This window comes from Pseudomonas sp. 14P5.3.2, from assembly GCF_057799175.1.
In genome coordinates, this window is the sequence record NZ_JBYOKU010000009.1 from 1 (window position 1) to 26,380 (window position 26,380).

General features: G+C 59.0%; 17 protein-coding genes. 10 read left to right on the forward strand and 7 right to left on the reverse strand.

The window, feature by feature from the left end; translation table 11 throughout:
- Window positions 1–11: 11 nt before the first annotated feature.
- Window positions 12–404 carry a transcriptional regulator gene (locus AC27VU_RS09320; RefSeq protein ID WP_488723910.1) on the reverse strand — a complete coding sequence of 131 codons (393 nt, stop codon included), beginning with the start codon at window positions 402–404 and terminating at the stop codon, window positions 12–14.
- A 178-nt stretch (window positions 405–582) separates the two neighbouring features.
- Here AC27VU_RS09320 and AC27VU_RS09325 point away from each other — a divergent pair, with 178 nt between their 5' ends.
- Complete coding sequence (locus AC27VU_RS09325) at window positions 583–1,317, forward strand: DUF899 domain-containing protein (RefSeq protein WP_488723911.1); 735 nt, start codon at window positions 583–585, stop codon at window positions 1,315–1,317.
- A 70-nt stretch (window positions 1,318–1,387) separates the two neighbouring features.
- Here AC27VU_RS09325 and AC27VU_RS09330 read toward each other — a convergent pair whose 3' ends face one another.
- The gene (locus AC27VU_RS09330) at window positions 1,388–12,307 is read right to left on the reverse strand and encodes a two-partner secretion domain-containing protein (RefSeq protein ID WP_488723912.1); all 10,920 of its coding nucleotides are present in this window, start codon (window positions 12,305–12,307) and stop codon (window positions 1,388–1,390) included.
- 460 nt (window positions 12,308–12,767) lie between these two features.
- On the opposite strand from AC27VU_RS09330, the gene AC27VU_RS09335 reads away from it, so the two are divergent.
- The 3 genes from AC27VU_RS09335 (at window position 12,768) to AC27VU_RS09345 (ending at window position 14,501) form a co-directional block, all read left to right on the forward strand.
- A complete protein-coding gene (locus tag AC27VU_RS09335; protein ID WP_262948082.1) occupies window positions 12,768–13,043 on the forward strand; it encodes a hypothetical protein in 276 nt (91 codons plus the stop codon).
- A gap of 261 nt (window positions 13,044–13,304) precedes the next feature.
- Window positions 13,305–13,889 (forward strand): papain-like cysteine protease family protein, encoded by a 585-nt coding sequence (locus AC27VU_RS09340; RefSeq protein ID WP_488723913.1) that lies wholly within the window; start codon window positions 13,305–13,307, stop codon window positions 13,887–13,889.
- Between the two features lie 12 nt (window positions 13,890–13,901).
- Window positions 13,902–14,501, forward strand: coding sequence for a hypothetical protein (locus AC27VU_RS09345; RefSeq protein ID WP_488723914.1), 600 nt, complete (start codon window positions 13,902–13,904; stop codon window positions 14,499–14,501).
- A 62-nt stretch (window positions 14,502–14,563) separates the two neighbouring features.
- Here AC27VU_RS09345 and AC27VU_RS09350 read toward each other — a convergent pair whose 3' ends face one another.
- On the reverse strand, window positions 14,564–15,904 hold the full coding sequence (locus AC27VU_RS09350) for a DEAD/DEAH box helicase (protein ID WP_003222685.1): 1,341 nt from the start codon (window positions 15,902–15,904) through the stop codon (window positions 14,564–14,566).
- Between the two features lie 191 nt (window positions 15,905–16,095).
- Here AC27VU_RS09350 and AC27VU_RS09355 point away from each other — a divergent pair, with 191 nt between their 5' ends.
- Window positions 16,096–17,394, forward strand: a complete 1,299-nt coding sequence (locus tag AC27VU_RS09355; protein ID WP_488723915.1) for a mechanosensitive ion channel family protein — start codon at window positions 16,096–16,098, stop codon at window positions 17,392–17,394.
- A 110-nt stretch (window positions 17,395–17,504) separates the two neighbouring features.
- Here AC27VU_RS09355 and AC27VU_RS09360 read toward each other — a convergent pair whose 3' ends face one another.
- From AC27VU_RS09360 to AC27VU_RS09370, 3 genes are all read right to left on the reverse strand, one after another.
- The gene (locus tag AC27VU_RS09360) at window positions 17,505–18,371 is read right to left on the reverse strand and encodes a carboxylate/amino acid/amine transporter (protein ID WP_488723916.1); all 867 of its coding nucleotides are present in this window, start codon (window positions 18,369–18,371) and stop codon (window positions 17,505–17,507) included.
- A gap of 343 nt (window positions 18,372–18,714) precedes the next feature.
- Window positions 18,715–19,314 carry an FMN-dependent NADH-azoreductase gene (locus AC27VU_RS09365; protein WP_488723917.1) on the reverse strand — a complete coding sequence of 200 codons (600 nt, stop codon included), beginning with the start codon at window positions 19,312–19,314 and terminating at the stop codon, window positions 18,715–18,717.
- Window positions 19,315–19,544: 230 nt separating this feature from the next.
- The gene (locus AC27VU_RS09370) at window positions 19,545–19,859 is read right to left on the reverse strand and encodes a 3-phosphoglycerate kinase (protein WP_201138464.1); all 315 of its coding nucleotides are present in this window, start codon (window positions 19,857–19,859) and stop codon (window positions 19,545–19,547) included.
- A gap of 49 nt (window positions 19,860–19,908) precedes the next feature.
- Here AC27VU_RS09370 and AC27VU_RS09375 point away from each other — a divergent pair, with 49 nt between their 5' ends.
- The 5 genes from AC27VU_RS09375 (at window position 19,909) to aqpZ (ending at window position 25,125) form a co-directional block, all read left to right on the forward strand.
- Window positions 19,909–20,832, forward strand: a complete 924-nt coding sequence (locus tag AC27VU_RS09375; RefSeq protein ID WP_025110609.1) for a PA3225 family LysR-type transcriptional regulator — start codon at window positions 19,909–19,911, stop codon at window positions 20,830–20,832.
- A 14-nt stretch (window positions 20,833–20,846) separates the two neighbouring features.
- Window positions 20,847–21,650, forward strand: a complete 804-nt coding sequence (locus AC27VU_RS09380; RefSeq protein ID WP_488723918.1) for an alpha/beta fold hydrolase — start codon at window positions 20,847–20,849, stop codon at window positions 21,648–21,650.
- A 3-nt stretch (window positions 21,651–21,653) separates the two neighbouring features.
- Window positions 21,654–22,217, forward strand: coding sequence for a peptidylprolyl isomerase (locus AC27VU_RS09385; protein WP_262143615.1), 564 nt, complete (start codon window positions 21,654–21,656; stop codon window positions 22,215–22,217).
- 88 nt (window positions 22,218–22,305) lie between these two features.
- Entirely contained in the window at window positions 22,306–24,138 is a 1,833-nt protein-coding gene (locus tag AC27VU_RS09390) for an ABC transporter ATP-binding protein (RefSeq protein WP_223007649.1), read from the forward strand.
- A 291-nt stretch (window positions 24,139–24,429) separates the two neighbouring features.
- Entirely contained in the window at window positions 24,430–25,125 is a 696-nt protein-coding gene (gene aqpZ / locus AC27VU_RS09395; protein WP_488723919.1) for an aquaporin Z, read from the forward strand.
- Between the two features lie 111 nt (window positions 25,126–25,236).
- On the opposite strand, the gene AC27VU_RS09400 is transcribed toward aqpZ, so the two are convergent.
- A complete protein-coding gene (locus AC27VU_RS09400) occupies window positions 25,237–26,361 on the reverse strand; it encodes a GNAT family N-acetyltransferase (RefSeq protein WP_488723920.1) in 1,125 nt (374 codons plus the stop codon).
- Between the last annotated feature and the right edge of the window lie 19 nt (window positions 26,362–26,380).

Genomic DNA, 26,380 nt, shown 5'->3' on the forward strand with positions numbered 1-26,380 from the left:
ACAAAAGGCTATCAGGCAATCTGCGCCTTGGAAGCCACCTCATCAAACGTCGCCTCATCCAGCGCATCCACCTGCTCATCCAGTACTTGCCGAGGATGATCATTGCCCGGAATGCTGCTGTCGATAAGGCTCAGCAGACTTGATCCGCGTGGCGTCAGAATGAAATTGCTGCCGGTACTGCCCATATGATCCGGACGCGGTTCGATAAATCCACGATCGAGCAACAAGCCTTCATATTCGCAGGCCACCGTTTTCAGGTGATCCAGATTCTCGATCGGCTCGCCTGCACTGGCTTTCTGCGCCGCATAGTCCTCGGCATATTTTCGCGGCGCGAAACTCTCGCCTGCACTGTTCTGCACTTCATGCAGCAAGCGTTCAATCAAATCCCAGTTATAAGTCGTCATCCTGATTCAACCTCCGGTGCGCGTGATTTGGGGCGCTGTCATAGGTTGTGACCCGACCGTGCCGCAGCCGTTCAGCCGCATTTTTTTTGCGGCGACCGACCGGCGGCCTGTCGAATTGATCGTGTGTTAAACGACTAGTCTGACAAAGACGGTTTCAACCCCCGCAGGAGAAATCATCATGAACGTCGAGAATCATCCGGTGGTATCGCGAGAAGAATGGCTCGCTGCGCGCAAGCAACATCTGGCCGAAGAAAAGGCCTTCACCAAGGAACGCGACCGCCTCAGCGCCAAACGCCGCGCGTTGCCCTGGGTCAAAGTCGACAAGGACTACCGATTTCACGGCTCACACGGCGAGCTGAAACTGGCCGACCTGTTCGGCAAACACAGTCAACTGATCGTTTACCACTTCATGTTTGCCAAGGATTGGGAGGAAGGCTGTCAGGGCTGCTCGTTTCTGTCCGACCACATCGACGGCGCCAATCTGCACCTGGCCCACCACGACATCGCAATGGTCGCGGTTTCCCACGCACCGTTTGAACAGTTCCAGGCCTTCAAGCGGCGCATGGGCTGGAAATTCGACTGGGTCTCGTCAGACGGTTCCGATTTCAACTACGACTTTGGCGTGTGTGCCCGCGCTGAAGATGTCGCTGCAGGAAAGGCTACGTACAACTACGAAAAGACTGACAGTGCCGAGGAAGAAATGCCCGGCCTCAGCGTGTTTTATCGTGATGCAAAGGGCGACATTTTCCACACCTACTCAACCTATGCCCGCGGTCTGGACATGCTGGTCGGTGCCTACAACTACCTCGACCTCACGCCCAAGGGCAGGAATGAGGACGAGATCATGGAGTGGGTGCGGCATCATGATCGGTATGAGACCTCAGGTAAATCCTCCTGCTGTCACGGGAAATAAGACTCATCGACTAGCTCAACCCCGCCATCAAGACGGGGTTGAGACAAGCTGCCCAAATCAGCCCCAAGCGTTACTCCCTGGATTCACGCTTGGTCTGTTCGATCAACGGCCGGTATTTGTCATAGAGCGCGCCGTAGTTGACGGCCAATGCCGGCGGCATCGTGCCGAGATTTTCCCACCAGGTCATGTTCACGCCATCTTTGGCAATAATCAGCTTGTTCATCCAGGTGTCGTGCAGCGTGGCAAACGCATTCATGCCCGGCACCGAGTTGGCAATGTTGCTGATCAACGTACCGTGGCAGACCGCCAGCAATGAGGTGCAGGAATCGTTCAGGCCGATGTTCTTGCCCTCGATCCACTCGCCTGCCACCCACTCGCGAGCCACCAGTCCGCCGTCCAGTTGATCAACCTTGGGGCCTCCCGCTCGGTCCTCACCCGAACGGACATCCGGGCCACGACCGGTCCAGTACGCGTAAATCTCTGCCAGCGCGCCGGTACCGGCAATGGTCAGCCACGACTTGTCACTGCCGTCGCCGGTCAGCAGACCCTTCAGGGCCGTATTGACCGCAAATGCCTTTAGTCGCTCAGTGACACTGATTGTGATCTTGTTACCTTGCGGTCCGATCTTGGTGCCCCACTCACCGGTATAAGAACCGGCACCGGCAATGATCGCCGCTGTGACGTAACTCTTGATGTTTTCTTCCGAGAGCACATCTTTCAGTGTGTCGGCCAGATTGCCCTTGTTGTTGATGGCGCTGACCGCTGCGGTACTGGCCATCGACGTGATGACGGCAGTCAAGGCGACGTTACCAGCGCCAGCAGCGGTGGTTGCCGTCGCGGCAGCGAAGGTCGAACCCGTTCCGGAAGCCATCCCGCCGATCGCAGCGCTCGCGGCACCGGCTGTCAGCACCGTGACGATGATTGCGACAGCAATGGCAGTCCCCATGCCCATTCCCGAGCTTTGGTAGTCCCACTGGTCATGCACTTCCTTGATCATGTGCCAGTCGATATCGCCGCGGTCCTGCATGTCCTTGAGCCAGGCCAGTTGCGGGTCAGCTTTGACCATCGCGTCGATGCTGTCGGCCACGGATTTCTGCGTGACCTCCTTGACGTCGATACGGATATCGCCGGCGGCCTTGATAATGATATCCCCGGCCGCCAGCAGATGGCTCTGGCGAACGGTCTCATCGGTTTGCCCAGCGCCCTTGGCCGATGTCCAGGCGAGGCTGCTTTTGCTCTTCTCGTGGCTCTCTTTTTCCAGGTCGGTGACACTTTCAAACGTCAGATCACCGCCGCTGCTGATGGTCATATCTTTGCCGGCGTTCAGATTGGCTGCCTGATATCGCTGATCACCACCACTGACCAGAGTCAAATCACCGCCACTGCTGATTTCGCTGCCGACGTACTTGACCTTGGTCACCTCGTCATGACGGGTTTCCTTGCGCCCCAGGCTGCCCTTTTTCTTTTTGTCGTAAAGCGAGTAGTCGTAGTCCTCAGCCGCCAGCACCTCCAGGTCATTGCCAGCGACCAGATACGCCTCATCGCCAGCGGTGATGCGACTCGACACCACGGTCAGGTCTTTCCCGGCGACGAACCCGGCCTTGCCGCCGGCACTGATCGAACTGGCGATCTGATCGATGTGGTCTTCCTGTGCCGTAACCTTTTTCGACTTGTAGTAAGAATGTGATTCCTCTTCGGCCGAGCCAATCAGCAGGTCACGGTCGGCGCTCATTTCAATGTCGCGAGCGGCACTGATCTGGCTGCCGATAACCGTCAGATCGCGTCCGGCGTTGACCGAAAAATCGCGGCCCGCCGTCGCGGTCGAACCCACCTGATGAACACTGCTGGTCGTGGCACCGGTAAACGCGGAATTGTTGCTTTGCGCCGAAAGAATGCTCGCATCACGTCCCGCTTCGATGCTCGTATCACGACCGCTGACCAGTGCACTGCCCGTGCTGATAAAGTCGCGACCGGCGCTGGCTTTCAGGTCATTGGTGGCTTCGATGCGTGATGCGTTATCGAGGTACTCGCGGTGCTGCGAGTATCCTTGGGATGCGAAACCGCTGCTGGTGACTGTGCGCTCATTGATGATGTCGCCCTTGACCGACACCAGGTTCACACCGCGCCCGGTGATGATGCCGCCCGATTTGTTGACGATGTTATTGCCCGCCAGCAAGTCGAGACGGTTGCCCGCCTCGATCAGGCCACTGTTGACCAGATCATTGCCGGCGGCGGCCGTCAGGTTATTGCTGGCACGCAGGGTTCCGGCGTTCTGTAGATCCTGACCGGCAATCAACTTGACGTTTGCGCCTTGGATGAGCGCGCCATTGGGTGCCAGCCGATTATTGGCCTGAGCCAGATAAAGCACCGGCACCAGAACTTTCTCGCCGTTCACTTCGTGCTCTTCAAGCCAGACGATATCGTGGGTCAGCGCCGCCACTTGCTCGGCGGTGAGCGTCACGCCCACCGACAGGTCGAGCTGATCCTTGCTGGCGATCGCATTGTTCATCAGGTACTTGAACAGTCCTTCGTCGGAGGTCTGACCATCGATGAAGCGCTGCCCGGTGCGCTCGACCACCGCCTGCTGAATCAGACGCTGTTCGTACAAACCGTCACCCAGCCGTTTGGCACTTTGATCCGGGTCGTATCCCAGATTGGCCAACAGGTAATCCGAACTCATGAATTGTTTAAGTTCGGTGAGAACCGGGTTGGTTTCGATCAGATATTTGTGCGCGTTCGACGGCGCAGGTGTATTCGGCAGGCCCTGAACACGAGCCAGGGTCTGGCTGACATTACCCTTGGGCGACGTATTCGGTGCACCGATCAAAGTACCGGAGCCATCGTTGATGCTGGCATCGATCGCGCTTGCGCCGGTGGTCGGCTGTAGACCTGTACGGTCCGCTGTAGTCAGTTGGCGATCCGCTGCGCCGACCGCATTGATCGGGTCGATGGTCAATGTACGCCCGCCAGAAGGCAAGTCCGCCTGACGTTGCGTTGTTGTAACGGATGCGCCACCGATGGTCCAGTTCTGTGCGCCAGGAAGCGGTGCCGTGCCTCCCGAAGTGGCGCCCTGACCACTCAGACGAAACAGTCCGTTCTGACCACCGGGCAATTCAAACCCGGGTAACGCCAACGGGTTGACCTGCTGTTGAGCCAGATCCGGTGGCAATTGGCGATTCAGGCTGATCACTGTGGGTTGGGTCCCAGCGCCGGTTCGGGTATCGGCCGTTTTCGCCGGACCACCCGCGGTTGCCGTGTACGAACGCAGTTCGCCGTTGGTGATTTTGTTGGTCGCATTGACGACCACGCTGCCACCCGCCTGCACAATGGCCGGTACATAGCTTTTGTCGGTCGACTCGGTAATGACCGTCTGGAACGGCGTGGCGTTGATAATCGCGGCAGGTGCCTGGACACGTACGCCGGAGGCATATTGGGATGCACCAAAGGTAATGTATCCGCCGCCAGTCGCATCTTTTCCATAAGTGCCTATGTATTGGGTACTGGTCTCGAGGATATGGGGATTATTTCTGAGCCATGGAGTCACTGATGACTCCGCGCCACCGGCAGTCCAGAAACGGATGTCCTTGTTGTAGCTCGCGTCGTTGTGGCTGTTGTAATTGACGATCTGATTCCACAACGCGTCGTTCGGCGCTTTGTTGGTGATGTACTTGAGCGACGAATAACTGCCCAGCGAACTGCCGGAGTTGTTGAAGGTATCGACATTGATGGTGATGTCGGACGCGGCGGATACCGTGGAATTGGAGTTGACGAATTCCGACCCGGTCACACTCAGATTACGTCCGGCGGTGATGCTCGAAGCATCGGCATCACCAGAAACTGTCACGTTGAACGTCTGCTGCCAAACCAGGTGCGAATCGACGTCTTCCATGTGTTTGGGACGCGCCGAATCACAGTTGAAGCAGCGCACACCAATGGACGAAGAATCGCCCTCGGTGGTGATGACGCTGAAGTTCTCCATCTTGTTGTTCACCACTGACGACTTCAATGACATATCGCCGGTGGATTCGATACGCCCGGACAGATTGTCGACGCGAGCCGCCCGGTCTGCACCGTTGTAACCAAGCACATTGATGTCGCCCAGGCTGTAAACGTCGCTGTAGGTGTTGGTCAGCGTGCCGACTTGCAGGTTCATGTGAGCGCCACTGAAAAGCAGCGATCCCTGATTGGCTCGAATGCGGTTATTGGTCAGTGTCTGGGCGTTGATCAGGAGGTTTTTGGCACTGGCCAGCGTACCAAGATTGCTGACCGCACCGGCCCTGATTTCCAGCGCATCAGCGGATGTCAGGCGCCCCATATTGGTGACTTGACCGCCCACGTTGAGCTTGGTCAGACCGCCACCGGCAACACTGGCGCCCTCATTGACCGTCAAGTGGGCGGCACCGAATGTGAGGTCGCCTACGCTTGAAACCCGACCGTTACCACCGTAACTGCCGCCCAGTTGCAGATCCATGCTGCCGTCGCTGGCAATCAGTCCGTCATTGACCCAGTTACCACCACGCCCTTGCAGATGCGTCGAGGCCAGCAATTGACCGCTGGCAGTCTGACTGAAGTTGTTGACGTTGACGTTCAGCCGACCCGCTTGAATCACGCTGGAGTTGCTCCAGGTGTCGGCGTTGAGCGTCAGGCCGCCACGGGTGACGATGCTGCCGCCGGCGCCGGTGACATTGGCAGTGGAGATATCGAACGTACCATCGCCCAGGTGCAGCAGTTGGCCACCGCTGTTCAAGAAGCTGCCGACTGCCAGCGTGAGGTCGGTGTTGCCGGTTTCAAGCACACCATTGCGGTTGTCCAGCAGGCCGCCAATCTGAAACGCCGTTTTGCCACTGTTGGCTAGCGACCGCAGCTTGCCACCCTGGTTATCCAGACTGGCTGCCTTCACCGACAGAGTCGTGTCGCTTTCCACGACACCGCCACGGTTGTTCAAATCATTGAGCAGATCCAGATCGATACGATTACCGGCGATTTGTCCGCCGCCGTTGTGCAGGCGAGTGCCAGTCACCCTGAGCAGATTTGTGGCGTAGAGCCCGCCGTTACGGTTATCCAGCGCGGCCGTGACAATGCTGGCGTCCGCCGCCTGCGCGGAGATCCGTCCGCCATTGTTGTCCAGCCCTGCCAACGCAGTGAGGGTCAGGCCCTGTGCCTGGATAATGCCGCCCTGATGGTTATCGTTCAGGTCGACACCATTGCGCAACACGCCAACAGTGCGCGCTTGTAATGCGCCCTTGATGCTCGCCAGTACGCCGCCACGGTTATCGATATTCGAGGCGTTGACACTGACCGCACCCGTTTCGGCGATGACTCTGCCACTTTGATTATCCAGGTCGCCACTGACATCAAGTGCCAGGCCACTCTGACTCTGGATTGCGCCTTTGCCGTTGGCCAGACTGGCCGCCTTCAATTGCAGCCCGGCGTTCTGGCTATAGATCAATCCATCGGAATGATTGAGCACCGCGCCGCTGGCTGTGATTTGCAAATCATCGTTGGCGGCAATGGTGCCTTTGTTGCTGTTGTCCAACGATCCGGTCAGCAGGCTGAGGTTACCTTTGCTGACCAGTTGCCCGCTGCGGTTACTCAGGTCAGTAACGCCGGTGATCCGTACAGGGCCGGCACCCGCCAGTTTGCCGGCGTTGTTGTTCAGTTGTCCGAGCAGGTCAAGGGTAATCGCTGCATTGCCAGCGATCTGGCCAGTACTGTTGTCGACGCTTGTGGCGTTGACGTTGATCACCTGTTGCGCATTGATCGTACCGCCGGCATTGGTCAATGCCGCACTGCTGATATCGAGCGCCACGCCACTGTCGATGAGACCCCCCTGATTGTTGTTGAGTGTCCCGCTCAATGTCAGGGTTTGCCCCGCCGCGCTGCTGAGAATGCCTTTATCACTGTTATCCAGCTCACTCGCCTTGACGTTCAGGCTGCCGTGACTGACTAACGCACCTGAATGACTATTGAGCAATCCACTTGTCAGCTCGACGCCCACATCGCCATTGCGGCTGGAGAGCGTGCCACTGTCGCGGTTATCCAGGCTGGCACCTTTGACCGCGAGACTTTCCCAGCCAGACATCAAGCCCTTGCGGTTGATCAACTCGGTACCGCTGACCGTCAGTTTCTGGCCGCTGATCAACTTGCCGCTGCTGTTGTTCAACGCTCGAGCGATTACGTCAAACGCCAACGCGCTGGAGATCTCGCCACCCTCGTTGTTCAGATCACGCAGACGCTCGAGCGTCAAAGGACCTTTGGCAGTGAGCAATCCGTTGCGATTGTCGAAATCGCCCTCCGCCAGATCGACGCTGATCGCGTTGTCACCCAACAGACGACCGCCATTTTGGGTCAGTGCAGTCAACTTGAGATTGATATCACCCTTGGCGGAAACCTCACCTCCGTTGCTTGAGTCCAGCGTCGTAGCGGTCACGCTCAACGCACCCAGGCTGTTGATCAGACCATTGCCCCGGTTGTTCAGGGCCATCGCATCGAGCGTAATCGCGTCCTTGGCCAATATCGCGCCACCCTCGTTGTTCAAGTCAGCACTGTTGAGGTGCAGCGCTTGCTCGGCGTTGATCAGGCCCCTGGCATCATTGCGCAACAAACCGTCCACGGTCAGGTCGAGATTGCCGCGACTGACCAGACTGCCACCGCTATTGTTCAGACTGGCGCTACGGAGATCGATTGCAGCGGCGCCGATCACGCCTTTGACGTTATCCAGGGCATTAGCGATGCGCACGATCAGGCCCTGACCGCTCAGAAGCTTGCCGCCGTTGCTGTTATCGAAGTTTTGCGCAATCAGGGTAAACGCTTGCGCACTGGAAATTTCACCGCCCTGATTGTTGACCCCATTAAGTTGTTTGAGCAGCAAGGCACCCGGAGCGTTGATCAAGCCGTTCTGATTATTCAACTGACCGTTATTCATATCCAGAATCAGGCTTTGCTTACTGAACAACTGCCCACCCTGCTGATCCAGTCCGCTGACCGAGGCCGTCAACGCACCTTCGCTGCCGATGCGCCCGCCATCGCTGTTGCTCACCTGGCCGGCGTTCAGATTTACCGTACTGGCGCTGTTGAGTTGTCCGGACTGACTGTTGTCAAACGCACCCGTGGTCACGGTGACCGCGCCTTTGGCGCTGATAGTGCCTTTTTGGTGATTATCGAGGCGGGTACTGACGAGACCGAGCGCGCCGTTGGTGACCATGTTGCCGCCCTGGTTATCGACCGCGCCCTGACTGTTGACCGTCAGATCCCCTGCACTCGACAGACTGCCAAGGGCGTTTGTCAGTTGCGCTGTATTGACCGTCAATTCGCCTTCGCTGCTGACCTTGCCCCGGCTGTTATCGAATGCCCCGCTCAGGTCCAATCGGGCCGCGTGCAAACTCAGCAGGTTGCCACCGCTGTTATCCAGCGTGCGGCCTTGCAGGTTCAGCACGGATCGGCTGCTGATCAATCCGTCATTGCGATTGAACAATTGATCGACAGTGAGGGCCAGCGCCTGTCCTGCGAACATCTTGCCGGCGTCGCTGTTATCGAGTTTGTCACCGGTTATCGATACTTGGGTGTTGCTGGTGATTTCTCCCCCTCGGTTGTCGACATCGCCGACATTGAGGGTCACGTCCTGCGTTGCACCCAGCAGACCGCTCTGGCGATTATCAAGTGTCTCGGCATTCAGGCCGAGCGTACCGGTGGCGATCAGCTTGCCTTGGCGGTTATCCAGTTTTCTGACCGCGAGCAAAGCATTCGTTTTGCTGGCGATACTGCCGGCACGGTTATCCAGCGTGCCGACCTCAAGCAGCAACTGCCCGTCGGCGATCAACGTTCCGGCATGGTTGTTCAAGTCTTTGCCGACAGCCAGTTCCAGACGTCCGTGGCTGCTGATCAAGCCCTCGGCATTATCCAGACTGTTACTTTGAGCATCGACCGCAGCGGCCGAAATCACACCTTTGAGATTATTCAGTGCGTGCGCAATACGCAGCGTCAGACCTTCTTGGCTCAGGAGCTTGCCTTGACTGTTATCAAGCTCATTGACGGCAAGCGTAAAGGCCAGTCGGCTGGAGATTTCCCCGCCCTGGTTGTTCACGCCAGCAAGGTTTTTCAGCAATAGCGTTCCGGGGGCGTTGATCAAGCCGTTGCGGTTATCCAAATCACCGTTGTTCAGATCCAGGGAAAGGCTGTCTTTGCTGAACAACTCGCCAGCCTGCTGATTGAGTCCGGTGACCGACACCGTCATGGCTTGCTGACTGGCAATCCGTCCGCCAGCGTTGTTGACCTGATTGGCCTTGAGTTCAAGCGACGCACCGCTGATCAAGTGGCCGCCCTGACTGTTATCCATATCGCCGGTATGGATCAGCGTGACGTCCTTGGCCGAGACCGATCCATTGCGGCTGTTATCCAGACTGCCACTGCGCAGGTTCAACGTGCCGTCAGTGGAAAGAGAACCGTCCTGATTGATCACTTCACCCTGCGTGGTCAGCGCCAGTGCGCCGGCACTGCCCAAGCTACCGGCACTGTTGTCGATACGATTGGCAGCGACGGTCAATGTACCTTCGCTACTGATCAGGCCCTGGATATTGAGCATGGCGTCGTCGAGGGTGATGATCAGACCCTTGAGGCTTTCCAGCCTGCCGCCTGAGTTGTTCAGCGAGCTGCCGATAAGCCCGGTAGCACCCTTGGCGCTGATCAGCCCTTTGCTCTGGTTATTCAATGTAGCCACTGCCAGTGTCAGATCCGCACCGGCGAGCAGCTTGCCGCCGTCAGCGTTATCCAGACGCTTGCCGCTGATATCCATCAACAGCGTGGCAGAGAGTTCACCCGCGCGGTTGTCGACCTGGTCGACGTTCAACTTCAATGCCTTGGTGGTACCGACCAGTCCGCCGTTACGATTGTCGAGGCTGTTGCCGATCAGGCTCAGATTGCCCTGCGCAACCAGTGCACCGCCCTGTTGTTGCAACAGGCCAATGGTAGCGAGCAAGTCAGCCTGGCTGGAGATCCGTCCCTGAGCGTTGTGCACCTCATCGAGTGTGAGAGTCACAGGGCCGACCGCACTAAAAAGACCGCCGCTGTTATCAAGATAATTACCCTGCAAGGTCATCGCCGCTTTACCGGTGATCTGACCCTTGTCACGGTTATCCAATCGATTGATTTGCAGATTCAGTTGCTTGTCAGCCTGGATGATCCCTCCTCGGTTGTCGACGCTGTCACCGCGCAGTGCCAGCGAGTTTTTGCCAATGACCTTGCCCGTGCGATTGTCGAGACTGCCGGTTTGCGCGTCGATAGAGCCCTTGGTGGTGATTTCACCTTTGTCACGGTTGTCGAGCAGGCCATTGATGCGCAGGACAAGGCCGTTATCGCTGACTACAACGCCACCGTCACGGTTGTCAAAACTGCCCGCCTTGAGAGACAGAACCTGACCTGAGCCGAGCATGCCGTCACGGTTATCCAGCGCCCCGCCGAGATCAATATCGAGCCCCAGGTCACCTAGAATCCGGCCGCTGCGATTGTTCAGAGTCAGGCCATTGAGACGCGTCGTGCGCGTGCTGGAAATCTCACCAGCGCTGTTGTCGAGCTGGCCGACGACGCCCTGTAAATCGCCTGCACTGTTGATCAGCCCCCCCATGTTCTGCACTTGATTGGCCTTCACATTCAGGGTGCCGCGACTCAACACACGTCCGTTGTTACGGTTGTCCAGTGTTCCCGCCGTCACTGCAGTAGTTTGCCCGCTGAGCAAGCCGCCCTGGTTGTTCAGGGTCTGCGCCGCGATTACCGTCAGGTTGCGGCTGGCAGTCAGGCTCTTACCTTGGTTTTCAAGATTCTGCGCATTGAGTTTCAGGTCGCCATGTGTGTTGCGACTGCCGTCGGCATTGACGCCCGCCTCGATAGCTCCGGCGTTGTTCAGTTGCCCACCGGCGCTGAGGTTGATGCTGTCGCGAGCCGCGAGGGTTTGCCGGTTAGTCAGGTTGCCTTTGGTTTGTACATTGAGGCCGGCACCAGCGTAGATAGGGCCTTGCGCGTCGAGACTCGCAGCTTTGACATTGACTGACGTAGTGGCAGAGGCCTGCGCCAGCGTGAGCTGGCCGTTGGCATCAATCTGGATATCGCCACCGCTGGCGGCAACGTTACCCGCCAGTTTCACGCCGACCCCAGCCTCGGTTCCCACCAGTTTGATCGCCCCGGCATACATCCCGCCGAGTGCCGAGGAGTCAATCGCCAGTTGCGGTTTGGTGCTACCGTCATCGGCGCGTGCCGTGGCGTTCAAGGTCTGTGCGTTGACGTCGTTGCGCCCGGCAACGATGGTCAGGTTCTGCGCCTGGAGCTCAGCGTTGATCTTTGCGCTGCGGGTGATGATTTCGAAGCGGTCGACGTTGTTGGCGTTGAGGCCTGCGCCTTCGATCGCCACAGAGCCTTGATCAACCTGAAAACGATCCAGCCGGCCCGCGCCATCCAGCACCGGTTTGCCGGTGGTCAGCGTTACGCGCGGTGCGTTGATGAAACCGCAACTATTGCAGGTGATGCCATACGGGTTGGCGACGATCACCCGCGCTGACTGCCCCGCCACTTCGGTGTAACCACGCAGTTGACTCGGGTTCCCGCTGATGACTTCGTTGAGAATTGCTTGCGCCGAGCCGCTGTTTTTCAGGTTCGGGTTGCCGATGATGTGGCCACCCAGTTGTGTGGCGGAGGTTTGAGTGGCGCCGTTGTTGAGGATGACGCCCTGCGCGCCGACGTTGTAGTCATGGAATTGGTTGTGCGACAGACCGCTGCCGTTGGGCGTGGCGATGTTGATGATCGGCACGCCATTGCCGGCCCGGTCCAGCGAGGTGTTCGAGTTGGCCACCACGATCCCGTCCGCCTGCGCCCACATCGGTTGCCAGAACATGACATTCGCCAGCAGCAATGCAAGTCCGCGCTTGGGCATCCCCCAAAAGTGCTCACGGGTTTCGATACTGCAAGATTGACGCGCGGCGAAGGCGTAGTGGCGAACATCCATGTTGAAAGTCTCATCGCGTGTAGCTGATTGATCGGCAAAATCGACAGGCAAAGCAGTCCCTACCCGGCCAAATGAATCATGCCGACAGAGTGAGGATCTGAATTAGGGGATTTAGGGCGCGCTTGGGTCAGAACGTCCAAAGCGTTGCAAAACCATCACAGAATCGGTCTGCGATAAGTCTGTTCGATCCCTCGAAACCGCACATTGATATTAATGTGACATCTCGATGGTAGATTGCCATCATTCTGACGTCAACAACCCGTTATGCGACTATTTCAGCAACCGCTCTAGCACGGGGTTTAGCGCACAAAGTTGATATTTTGCGGGAGTTATCGACATTTTCGATTCAACAACAACGACGCCAGCACCTGGGTTGAACAGAACAAACAGGACTGAACTTTCTTCAGGCCAAACCCCTCCACCGATTAACCCGCCTTACCCGGAACGGAGGCCTGCCCCCATGAAAACCCTGCTCAAGCTCACCCTCGCCGCCACCCTAGCCTGCGCCCTGCCGGTCTGGGCCTGCACACCAGAAGAGGCCACCGCCAAACGCGAACAACTGGCCAAGGAAGTGGCCAAGCTCACCGAACAGAATCCGGCCAAGGCCAAGGAAATCAATGCCGAGTTGCAGAAGATGGACTTGGGCACGGCCAGCGCCGATCTGCCGGACAAATGCCAGTTGATTGATCAGCGCTTGAAAGAGCTGGATTCGGCCGAGAAAAAAACCGAGAGCTAAAGCAAGATCTAAAGATCGCAGCCTTCGGCAGCTCCTACACCGAACCCTGTAGGAGCTGCCGCAGGCTGCGATCTTTTGCCCTTAAAAATGCATTTGTGCATTTATTTTCTTGCATAAACGCATATCCAGACTATGGTTACATCGAGCAAGGAGATCGGCACCGTTCATCGCAGATGAAAACCGTTAACCACCGATCGCTCGGCAATACCGCAACACAATCACAAGCTGGACGCTTGTTTTCATTCATGGAGGACTGAAAAAATGTTAACCACTCAAGCAACATCATTCACCGGTGAGAGCCTGCCAAGGTGCCTCGTCGGCCACCTGCTCGACCCGCAACTGGTCGAGGTTGAAGCCACTGCGCAAAGCGCTGCACTGGCCGCCGCCAACCTCAACTTCACCATGCAGAAACAGACGCAGACCAACTGGTGCTGGGCCGCCGTTTCCGCTTCGGTCGGCAACTACTACGGCACCGGGAACTGGACACAGTGCGGGGTCGCGAGCACCCAACTGGATCGTAACTGCTGCAACCAGCCAGGTCCGTGCAACGTCTACGGCTATCTGGATTCGGCCCTGCAAACCACCCGCAGCTACAACGGGATGAATCAGGGTTCGCTGCAGATGTCGGCCATTCAGAACCAGATCAACATGGGTCGCCCGGTCGGCCTGCGTTGCGCCTGGTACGGTGGTGGCGCGCACTTTCTGGCGATCTACGGCACCAACGGCAACTACGTGCTGGTCGCCGACTCGATCTACGGTTACTCGACTCGCGCGCTGAACGCGTTCCCCGGTTCGTACAACGGCGGCGGCAACTGGACTCACACTTACTTCACCGCGAAAAACTAGGAGGGCGACATCATGCAACTGACTTATCCAAAGGCGCCTTCCAACGGCGTACAGACTTTGCGTCCGGTGCTGCAAGCCGCGCTGCAAAACCAGGGCTTCGGTATCAACCGCCAGTTCGCCAATGCGACACCGGCCAAAGTCAGCCTCAGCGAAGCCTATCGCGGCTACTCGCTGACGCTGGACGATCTGAGCCAGGGCAAGGGTCTGAAAGACGCACGCATCGGTGAATGGCATTACCTGGTATTTGCCGACGGCGTGAGCATTGCCGATGCGCAACTGGCCGAGGTGCGTGGCCATGTCGAGTTCGCTTCGCTGAACCACGGCACCCGGGCCGCCGACACCGTGGGCGCGCTGAAACTGGCGGAACAGGCGCCGCAATTGCAGGGCAAAACCGTTGAACTACGGGTGCTGTTTGTCTCTGCGCTGCACGTCGTGGCGATCTGGCTGCACGCTGACGGTGAGGATGTACTGATCCCGATCGAGCCGACGCCGAAAGAGCTGGGCGACTCGCGGTTGTACAGCGAAGCCGCGCTGCTCGCCTTGCTTAAACCGGCGGCAGATCGCGCCAAACAGCGCTTTGACGCGGATACCAGCGGACAGTTGGGGAACTGATAAACCCTGCGCATAAAAAAACCCGGACACTGTCCGGGTTTTTTATTGCCTGCGAAAACGCCTTACTCAGCCGCTGGCTCAGCCGGCTTGCGACGCTTGAGCGGGGCCATGCCGTCGCTGCTCACCAGCGAATCCGGCTTCGGACGGTTGGCGCTCTTGCGCTTGGTCGGGGTCTTGGCGGCGGTTTTCTTCTTGTCGCCCTTGGCGTCGGTCTTTTTCTTCTTCACGCCGACGGCTTTGCCCGAGGCCTTGACCTTTTTCGGTCCGCCGTAGGTGCCTTTGACTTCCTTGATGGTGCGGCGCTCGAAGCTCTGCTTCAGGTAGCGCTCGATGCTCGACATCAGATTCCAGTCGCCGTGGCAGATCAGCGAGATCGCCAGACCGTCGTTACCGGCGCGGCCGGTACGACCGATGCGGTGCACATATTCGTCGCCGCTGCGTGGCATGTCGAAGTTGATCACCAGATCCAGGCCATCAACGTCCAGACCACGGGCCGCGACGTCGGTCGCTACCAGGATCTTCACACCGCCCTGCTTCAGACGATCGATCGCCAGTTTGCGATCCTTCTGGTCTTTCTCGCCGTGCAGCACGAACGCCTTGTATTCCTGAGCCACCAGACGGCCGTAGATGCGGTCGGCCATGGCACGGGTGTTGGTGAAGACGATGGCCTTCTGGTAGGTCTCGTTGGCCAGCAGCCAGTTCACGATCTGTTCTTTGTGCTGGTTGTGGTCGGCGGTGATGATCTGCTGACGGGTGGTCGAGTTCAGTTGGCTGACCGCGTTGAGCTGCAGGTGCTCAGGGTTGTTCAACACCTTGGCGACCATTTCACGCAGACCGGAACCGCCGGTGGTGGCGGAGAACAGCATGGTCTGCTGACGGTTCGGGCACTCGTCGACCAGACGCTGCACGTCTTCGGCGAAACCCATGTCGAGCATGCGGTCGGCTTCGTCGAGCACCAACACTTCGACTTCCTTGAGGTCGAGGTTGCCGGCGTTGAGTTGCTCGATCATCCGGCCCGGGGTACCAATCAGGATGTCCGGTACCTTGCGCAGCATCGCCGCTTGCACCTTGAAGTCTTCACCGCCGGTGATCAGGCCGGACTTGATGAAGGTGAACTGCGAGAAGCGTTCAACTTCTTTCAGGGTCTGCTGGGCCAGTTCGCGGGTCGGCAGCAGGATCAGGGTCTTGATGCTGACGCGAACCTTGGCCGGGCCGATCAGGCGGTTGAGGATCGGCAGGACAAAAGCGGCGGTCTTGCCGCTACCGGTTTGCGCCGTCACCCGCAGGTCACGCCCCTGGAGCGCCAGCGGAATGGCCGCTGCTTGCACAGGCGTTGGCTCGACAAATTTCAGCTCGGCCACGGCTTTGAGCAGGCGTTCGTGCAGGGCGAATTGGGAAAACACGGGTGCTACCTCGAAGATATGCAAAAAAACAGCTGCATAGGTTACCGGTTTCGAGCGCTCAGGCCGAGTTTCTTTATACAAACGGGCGTAATCAGTGGCTTTTTTGTTGCTCGATTTGTCTCCAACGGTAATACACAGCGTCTTAAATGCTCTAATCGCCTATCGCGTCTTACAGAAGAATCGTTGCTCACATGGATTTCAAACAGCTCTGGCTCAACGCCCAAGACCTCTGGGGTGCCCTCGAACAGCACCCGTTCCTGCAATCCGGCCTGGTGCTGATGCTGCTCTTGGTGATCGCGCTGGTCCTCGGACGAGTGGCGCGCTATCTGATCCTGCATGCCAGCCGCATGCTCGGGCGCCAACCGGCGTTGCACTGGATCAACGACTTTCGCCACAACAAGGTGTTTCAGCGCCTGGCGCAGATGACGCCGTCGCTGGTGATCCAGTTCGGCCTGCATCTGGTGCCGGAACTGAGCAAAACCGCGATGACCTTCCTCGGCAACGTGGCGCTGTCCTTCACCATCCTGTTCCTGCTGCTGTCGGTCAGTGCCCTGCTCAATGCGCTGCTGGACATCTACGCACGCACCGAACACGCTCGCACCCGCTCGATCAAGGGCTATGTGCAACTGGCGAAAATGGTGCTGTACGTGTTCGGTGCGATCATCATCGTCGCCACGCTGATCGACCGTTCGCCGCTGTTGCTGCTCTCCGGTCTGGGTGCGATGTCGGCGGTGATTCTGTTGGTCTACAAGGACACGCTGCTGTCGTTCGTCGCCAGCGTGCAACTGACCAGCAACGACATGCTGCGGGTCGGTGACTGGATCGAAATGCCGCAAGTCGGCGCCGATGGCGACGTGGTCGACATCACCTTGCACACGGTCAAGGTGCAGAACTTCGACAAGACCATCGTCTCGATCCCGACCTGGCGCCTGATGTCCGAATCGTTCCGCAACTGGCGCGGCATGCAGCAGTCCGGTGGGCGACGGATCAAACGCAGCCTGTTCATCGACGCCAGCGGCGTGCGCTTCATCCGTGATGATGAAGAAGAAAAGCTCTCCCAGGTGCACCTGCTGACCGGTTACATGGCCCGCAAGAAAGCCGAGCTCAAGGCGTGGAACGAGGCGCAGGGCAATGTGGCGGCAATGTCGGCCAACCGCCGGCGCATGACCAACATCGGCACCTTCCGCGCTTACGCATTGGCCTATCTGAAGAGCCACCCGGAAATTCAGCCGAACATGACCTGCATGGTCCGCCAGATGCAGACCACCGCGCAGGGCATTCCGCTGGAAATCTACTGCTTCACCACCACCACGGTGTGGGCCGACTACGAGCGGATTCAGGGGGATATTTTCGATTATCTGCTGGCGGTGCTGCCGGAGTTCGGGTTGAGCCTGTATCAGCAGCCGAGTGGCGGGGATTTGCGGACGGGGTTGTTGCCGGCGGTGTTGGGGGCGGCGAGCATTCCCGAGCCGCAGAAACACCTCATGTAACGCCACCGATCAAAACTGTGGGAGCGGGCTTGCTCGCGAAGGCGTCAGGTCAGTCAACATAATCGTTGAATGACGCACCGCTTTCGCGAGCAAGCCCGCTCCCACAGGGGTTATGCGGTGGCTTGGGAATTGCGGATGCCCAACCGGCTGATCCACACTGCCGCCAGAATCACACTGCCGCCAAGCAACAACCTTCCCAGTTCCTCATGCTGATTCCAGATCAGCAGATTCAGCAGCAAGCCCACCGGCACATGCAGGTTGTTCATCACCGCCAGTGTGCCGCCGTTGACCATGCACGCGCCCTTGTTCCACCAGTACATCCCCAGCGCCGTCGAGACCAGGCCGAGGAACAGCAACACACCCCATTGCAGCGGCGCTTCGGGCAGGAAGTTGGCTTTGCCGAACAGCAGAAACGCCGGCAACACCACCGCCAGCGCGCCGAGGTAGAAGAAGCCGAAACGCCGGTAATGCGGCAGATCGCTTGGGTGTTTCGCCACCAGATGCTTGTACAGCACCTGCCCGGCGGCGTAGGTGAAGTTGGCCAGTTGCAGCAGCAGGAAACCCATGAAGAAGTCCGGGTTGATGCTGTCGAAACGAATCACCGCCGCGCCGCCCACCGCCACCAGTGCGGCGACCAGCGCCCAAGGGTTGAAGCGCCGGTTCAACGCATCTTCGATCAACGTCACGTGCAGTGGCGTGAGGATGGTGAACAGCAACACTTCCGGCACCGTCAGCACGCGGAAGCTCAGGTACAGGCAGACGTAGGTGATGCCGAACTGCAACGCGCCGATCAGCAGCATGCCGCGCATGAACGCCGGTTCCACCGAGCGCCAGCGGGTCAGCGGAATGAACACCAGCCCGGCCAGCAACACGCGCACCAGCACCGCAAAGTAGCTGTCGACGTGCCCCGCCAGGTACTCGCCGATCAGACTGAAGGAAAACGCCTGAATCAGCGTGACAAAAAGTAGATAGCCCATGGTCGCCTCTGTTTCGAATGGCGGCGACGATAGCGGTTTTTACGCCAGACCGCGAACCTCAGGCAACACTGAACCCTGTGGGAGCGGGCTTGCTCGCGAAAGCATCGTGTCAGTCGACGAATAGTTGACTGACACACCGCCTTCGCGAGCAAGCCTGCTCCCACAGGGGTTACACGTTGCTCAGATAATTGCAGGCAAAAAAAAAGCCCGATCTCGCTAAAGCGTTCAATCGGGCTACAGCACTCAGGAGCAACAAGTGCAAAGGGAGGTTCGATGCGCGTAGGCCTTGAAGGGGTTGCGCCGGGTCACTAGAACAATCGGCGATTATCTGGGGATTAACCTGTCAAGCGACCTGGGACAGTTTGGCGTTGGCCTGATTCAGGCCCTTCTCCTGGAAATCGCCGCCCAGGTTCATGCCTTCGGCGTGAATGAAGGTCACGTCGTGGATGCCGATGAAGCCCATGACCTGACGCAGGTACGGTTCCTGATGGTCGGCCGGGCCGCCGGCATAGATGCCGCCGCGAGCGGTGAGCACATAGGCACGCTTGCCGCTGAGCAGGCCTTGCGGGCCGGTTTCGGTGTACTTGAAGGTCACGCCGGCACGCAGCACGTGGTCGAGCCAGGCCTTGAGAGTACTCGGGATCGCGAAGTTGTACATCGGCGCGGCCATCACCAGTACGTCGGCGGCGAGCAATTCATCGGTCAATTCGTTGGATCGATCCAGCGACAATTGTTCGTTGGCGTTGCGCTGCTCGGCGGGCTTCATCCAGCCGCCCAGCAGGTTGATGTCCAGGTGTGGAACGGGGTTCACGGCGAGGTCACGCACGGTGATCTGATCGTTGGGGTGCGCGGATTTCCACTGGCTGATGAAGGTCTGGGTCAGTTGACGGGAAACCGAGTCTTGCTGGCGGGCACTGCTTTCGATGATCAGAACGCGGGACATGGTGTGTAGCCTCCATCCGAGAATGTTGTAGGTCGATGGAATGGAGGTTAAACAGGGTTGCATCGATGAAAAAGCGCAAATAATTGCTGCAAAGCATCGAATAATTCGTTTAGATGCAGCTTGTACCCTGTGGGAGCGAGCTTGCTCGCGAAGGCGGTGTGTCATTCACCATTAATGTGTCTGGTACACCGCCTTCGCGAGCAAGCCCGCTCCCACAATAGAACGCGGTGTTATTTCGGGCTGCAGCTCAGGTCGATGCGCAGCCTGATGATCTCGCGGGAGAACTTGGCCGTGGCGTTCGTATGCTTGCGGGCCGGGATTTCGATGTTGCGCGTACGGGGTGCTTCCGGACCATTGTTGAATACGACTTTGCAGGTAGCGTCCACGTCGCCGTAGTTGGCGACCCGAATCGAGCCGATGTCCTTGTCGGTATCGTGGGTTTCGTAGTCGATCTTCAAGCCATTGAGGTTTTTCTGCACGTCGATCGGGTAAGCAAACGCCGTCAGCGGCAGCAGCGCCAGCAACACACAACAGAATTTTTTCATTCGCCAGTCTCCATGAGGGACGGCCAGCTTAGGACAAGAGGAGCTATTGATGAAAGCGCCCCGCGTGACCCTTGATCAATGGCGAACATTGCAAGCCGTGGTCGACCACGGCGGCTTCGCCCAGGCCGCCGAGGCCTTGCACCGTTCGCAATCGTCGGTGAGTTACACCGTCGCCCGTATGCAGGACCAGCTCGGTGTGCCGTTGCTGCGCATCGACGGACGTAAAGCGGTGCTCACCGAGGCTGGTGGCGTGCTGCTGCGCCGCTCGCGCCAACTGGTGAAACAGGCCAGCCAGCTGGAAGACCTCGCCCACCACATGGAACAGGGCTGGGAGGCCGAAGTGCGGCTGGTGGTCGATGCCGCCTACCCGAGCGCACGCATCGTCCGCGCGTTGACCGCGTTCATGCCGCAGAGTCGCGGCTGCCGCGTGCGGCTGCGCGAAGAGGTGTTGTCGGGGGTCGAAGAGGTATTGCTCGAAGGGGTCGCCGATCTGGCGATCACCGGCCTGAGCATTCCCGGCTACCTCGGTGCGGAATTGAGCGACGTCGAGTTTGTCGCGGTCGCCCACCCGGATCACGCGCTGCATCGGCTCAATCGCGAACTGAGCTTCCAGGATCTGGAAACCCAGATGCAGGTGGTGATTCGCGACTCCGGTCGCCAGCAGCCGCGCGACGTCGGCTGGCTTGGCGCCGAACAGCGCTGGACGGTCGGCAGCCTCGCCACCGCTGCCACGTTCGTCAGCAGCGGTCTGGGCTTCGCCTGGCTGCCGCGGCACATGATCGAACGGGAATTGAAGGAAGGCACGCTCAAGCTGCTACCGTTGGATCAGGGCGGCAGCCGCAACCCGAGCTTCTATCTGTATTCGAACAAGGACAAACCGCTGGGCCCGGCGACACAGATCCTCATCGAACTGCTGCGCACCTTCGACACCTTGCCGCTGGACGCACCGTTCGCCGCCCCTGAACAAGCCTGACACGGAGTTCACCGATGGCCTATTTCGAGCATGAAGGTTGCAACCTGCACTACGAGGAATATGGCCACGGTACGCCGTTGCTGCTGGTTCACGGGCTCGGTTCGAGCACCCTGGACTGGGAAATGCAGATCCCGGCGCTGTCGGCGCACTACCGGGTGATCGTTCCGGACATTCGCGGTCACGGTCGCTCGGACAAACCTCGCGAGCGCTACAGCATCGCCGGTTTCAGCGCAGACCTGCTGGCACTGATCGAACACCTGAACCTCGGCCCGGTGCACTATGTCGGGCTGTCGATGGGCGGGATGATCGGCTTTCAGTTCGGCGTCGATCAGCCGCACATGCTGAAAAGCCTGACCATCGTCAACAGCGCTCCCGAAGTCAAAATCCGCAGTCGCGACGACTATTGGCAGTGGTTCAAGCGCTGGAGTCTGATGCGCGTACTCAGCCTTGTGACCATCGGCAAGGCCTTGGGCAGCAAACTTTTTCCCAAGCCTGAGCAGGCCGAACTGCGGCAAAAAATGTCCGAGCGCTGGGCAAAAAACGACAAACGTGCTTATCTCGCCAGCTTCGACGCGATTGTTGGCTGGGGCGTTCAGGAACGACTTTCGAGAATTTCCTGTCCAACCCTCATCGTCAGCGCCGACCGTGACTACACACCCGTCGCGCTGAAAGAAACCTATGTAAAACTGCTGCCGAATGCGCGGCTGGTGGTGATCGCCGATTCGCGCCACGCCACCCCGCTCGATCAACCCCAACGCTTCAACCAAATGCTGCTGGAGTTTCTCACCGCAGCCGACACTCAATCTCAGGATCACTGACCCATGCTGAAAAAACTCGCCCTCGCCGCTGGTACTGTGCTGTTTGCCGCCAACCTGATGGCTGCCACGCCTGCCAAAGCACCGCACGTGCTGCTGGACACCACCAACGGTCAGATCGAAATCGAACTGGATTCGGTCAAGGCGCCGATCAGTACCAAGAACTTTCTGGATTACGTCAACAGCGGCTTTTACACCAACACCATTTTCCACCGTGTGATCCCGGGTTTCATGGCTCAGGGCGGCGGTTTCACTCCACAGATGCAGCAGAAAGACACCAAAGCGCCGATCAAGAACGAAGCCAGCAATGGCCTGCATAACGTTCGCGGCACTCTGTCGATGGCGCGCACCTCGAACCCGGATTCGGCCACCAGCCAGTTCTTCATCAACGTAGCCGATAATGCTTTCCTTGATCCAGGTCGCGACGCCGGTTACGCGGTGTTCGCCAAGGTGGTCAAAGGCATGGACGTGGTCGACGTCATCGTCAACTCGCAAACCACCACCAAAAGCGGCATGCAAAACGTGCCTGTCGACCCTGTGATCATCAAGTCGGCCAAAGTCATCGACTAAGCCGTACAGGGCGTATCGAGCGGCGCTGGCCTGACGCCACGCCGCTCACACCGATAAAAGGAGAGCCCGGCTTCCGGGCGGTTATCTGATGCTCTATCGCCGTTTCGAACAACTGATCGACATATTCCGCGACGCTCCGACGGCGTCCCCTCCAGATCGTGTCTGGCCCTTCTATACCTACTACCTGAAACAAGTCTGGCCGAGCTTCGCTGCTCTGCTGGTGGTTGGCCTGTTTGCCGCGTTGATCGAAGTGGCGCTGTTCAGCTACCTGAGCCGCATCATCGACCTCGCCCAGGGCACGCCCAACCCGAATTTCTTCAGCGACCACGCCCTCGAACTGACGTGGATGGTGGTGGTTGCGCTGGTGCTGCGGCCGATCTTTTTCGGCCTGCACGATCTGCTGGTGCATCAGACCCTGAGCCCGGGGATGACCAGCATGATCCGCTGGCAGAACCACAGTTACGTGCTCAAGCAGAGCCTGAATTTCTTCCAGAACGACTTCGCCGGGCGTATCGCCCAGCGCATCATGCAGACCGGCAACTCGCTGCGCGATTCGGCGGTGCAAGCGGTGGATGCGCTGTGGCATGTAGTGATCTACGCGATCAGTTCGCTGGTGCTGTTCGCCGAAGCCGACTGGCGCCTGATGATCCCGCTGCTGACGTGGATCGCTGCCTACATCGGCGCGTTGTATTACTTCGTGCCGCGGGTGAAAGAGCGTTCGGTGGAAGCTTCCGACGCGCGCTCGAAACTGATGGGGCGGATCGTCGACGGCTACACCAACATCGCCACCCTGAAGCTGTTCGCCCACACCAATTTCGAACAGCACTACGCCAAGGAAGCCATCGAAGAACAGACGGTCAAGGCGCAGATGGCCGGCCGCGTGGTGACCAGCATGGACGTGGCGATCACCACCATGAACGGCCTGCTGATCGTCGGCACCACCGCGCTGGCGCTGTGGCTGTGGACGCAGTCGCTGATCACCGTCGGCGCGATTGCCCTGGCCACCGGTCTGGTGATCCGCATCGTCAACATGTCCGGCTGGATCATGTGGGTAGTCACCGGCATCTTCGAAAACATCGGCATGGTCCAGGACGGTCTGCAGACCATCTCGCAACCGGTCAGCGTCACTGATCGCGAACAGGCCAAACCGCTGGCGGTGGCCCGTGGCGAAGTGCGTTTCGAGCATGTGGATTTTCACTACGGCAAGAAGAAAGGCATCATCGGCGACCTCAACCTGACCATCAAACCGGGGGAGAAAATCGGTTTGATCGGGCCGTCCGGCGCCGGCAAATCGACCTTGGTCAACCTGCTGCTGCGCCTCTACGACGTCGAGGGCGGACGTATTCTGATCGATGGGCAGAACATCGCCGAAGTCGGCCAGGAAAGCCTGCGCGCACGCATCGGCATGATCACGCAGGACACCTCCCTGCTGCACCGCTCGATCCGCGACAACTTGCTGTATGGCAAGCCTGACGCCACCGACGCCGAGCTCTGGGACGCGGTGCACAAGGCCCGCGCCGACGAGTTCATTCCGTTACTGTCGGACGCTGAAGGTCGCACCGGTTTCGATGCGCACGTCGGCGAGCGCGGGGTGAAGCTGTCCGGCGGTCAGCGCCAGCGCATCGCGATTGCCCGGGTGTTGCTCAAGGACGCGCCGATCCTGATCATGGACGAAGCGACCTCGGCACTCGACTCGGAAGTGGAAGCGGCGATCCAGGAAAGCCTGGAAACCCTGATGCAAGGCAAAACCGTGATTGCCATTGCTCACCGCCTCTCGACCATCGCCCGTATGGATCGGCTGGTGGTGCTGGAAAACGGCAAGATCGCCGAGAGCGGCACCCACGCCGAACTGCTGGCGCATCGCGGCCTGTATGCGCGGTTGTGGGCGCACCAGACCGGAGGGTTTGTCGGAATCGATTGATTATTGGATCAATACAACTCCAATGTGGGAGGGGGCTTGCTCCCGAAAGCGGGGTGTCAGTACCGAACATTTGTCTGACACACCGCATTCGGGAGCAAGCCCCCTCCCACAATACATCGAGAACCGCCACAGGCCTCTAACCACGGGCTCTGGCGGTTTTTTCATGCCTGCTGGAAATCCACCCAAAGCCTGCTGTACTCAGCCAAGGCTCCAGCACGGAACCTGTCGTAAATCTGCAGGGAAGCACAACGCAATACAGTCTCGATAGCATGGGCTATCAAGGACTCTCTCATGTCTCTGTTCAAACGTTCAGTCACGGAGTTGTTGGGTACGTTCTGGCTGGTTCTGGGTGGCTGTGGCAGCGCGGTCATTGCAGCGTCTTCGCCGTTGGGCATTGGAGTGCTGGGGGTGGCCCTGGCGTTTGGTCTGACGGTGCTGACCATGGCGTTCGCCATCGGTCACATCAGTGGCTGTCACCTCAATCCTGCGGTGTCGGTCGGGTTGGTGGTCGGCGGGCGGTTTCCGGCGAGGGAGCTGCCGGCCTACATCATCGCCCAGGTAGTGGGCGGGATACTCGCCGCTGCCCTGCTCTACTACATCGCCAGTGGCAAGGAGGGTTTTGACATCGCCGCCGGCCTGGCCTCCAACGGGTACGGTGAGCACTCACCGGGCAAATACTCGATGGCGGCCGGGTTTGTCACCGAACTGGTGATGACCGGAATGTTCGTGATCATCATCCTCGGTGCCACCGACAAACGCGCCCCGGCGGGCCTCGCACCGATCGCCATCGGTTTGGGCCTGACGCTGATCCACCTGATCTCGATCCCGGTCACCAACACCTCGGTCAACCCGGCGCGCAGCACCGGCCCGGCGCTGATGGTCGGCGGCTGGGCGATCGCGCAGTTGTGGATGTTCTGGGTAGCACCACTGCTAGGTGCGGTGGTGGGCGGCGGAATCTATCGCTGGCTGGGTAAAGAAGAAACCTGAGGGATGCCTGAGCTCCCTTTGTAGGAGCTGCCGAAGGCTGCGATCTTTTGATCTTGATGTTCAAAAAACCAGATCAAAAGATCGCAGCCTTCGGCAGCTCCTACAGGGGATCTAGGTTTGGCGGTAGGGCAAGGCTGTTTTTGCTTCTTCGGCATAGGCGAGGACGCCCGCTCGCTCTTGCTGCAGGAAATCCTTCACCGCCGCTTTCAATCCGGGATGGCGCAGGTAGTGCCACGAATGAGTGATCACCGGTTCAAAGCCGCGAATCAGCTTGTGCTCGCCCTGCGCACCGGCATCAAAACGCTGGTATCCGTGGGCAATCGCATAATCCATGCCCTGATAGAAACACGTCTCGAAATGCAGCCGGTCAAACTCGGCCAGACACCCCCAGTAGCGCCCATAGAAGCTGTCGCCCCCGACCAGACTGAAGGCCATTGCCACCGGCCGTGAACCCTGTCTGGCGAAGACCACCCGAATCGCCTCCGGCATCCGCGCGGCCAGCAGGCTGAAGAACTCGCGCGTCAGATAGGGCGCCTGGCGGCGCACGGCGTAAGTGTTGGCATAGCAGGCGTAGACAAAATCCCATTGCGACTCGTCCAGCTCGCGCCCCGTCAACCATTCGAACTCGAAGCCCTGCCCCGCCACCTGTTCGCGTTCCTTGCGCATCTGCTTGCGCTTGCGCGAACTGAGCACGTCGAGAAAATCCTGGAAGTCCCGGTAACCGCGATTCTGCCAGTGATACTGACAGCCGATGCGCTGCAGCCAGCCCGGCTGCTCGGCCATGGCGGCGTCGGTGAAGGGGTCGGTGAAATTGATGTGCGCGCTGGAAAGCTCTTCGATTTCCAGATAGCCCGGCAGGCTCTTGAGCAATTCGAATCCATCCTCGACATTCGCCGCCAACAGTCTCGGGCCGCTGACCGGACTGAACGGCACCGCCGTCAGCAGTTTGGGGTAGTAATCGATGCCCGCCCGGGCGCAGGCATCGGCCCAACCGTGATCGAACACGTACTCGCCGTAGGAATGCCACTTGCGGTAACTGGGTAACGCGGCGATCAACCGACCGCCTTCAACGTGCAGCAGATGCTCGGCTTGCCAACCCGTGTGCGGGCCAACGCTGCCGCTGTCTTCAAGCGCCGAGAGAAAGGCATGGCGCAGAAACGGCTGGGTCTCGGGCACCAGTGCATCCCAAGTCGCAGGGGCGATTTCTGACAGGCTTTGCAGGCGTTGCAACGGCATCAACTGACTCTCCACTTCC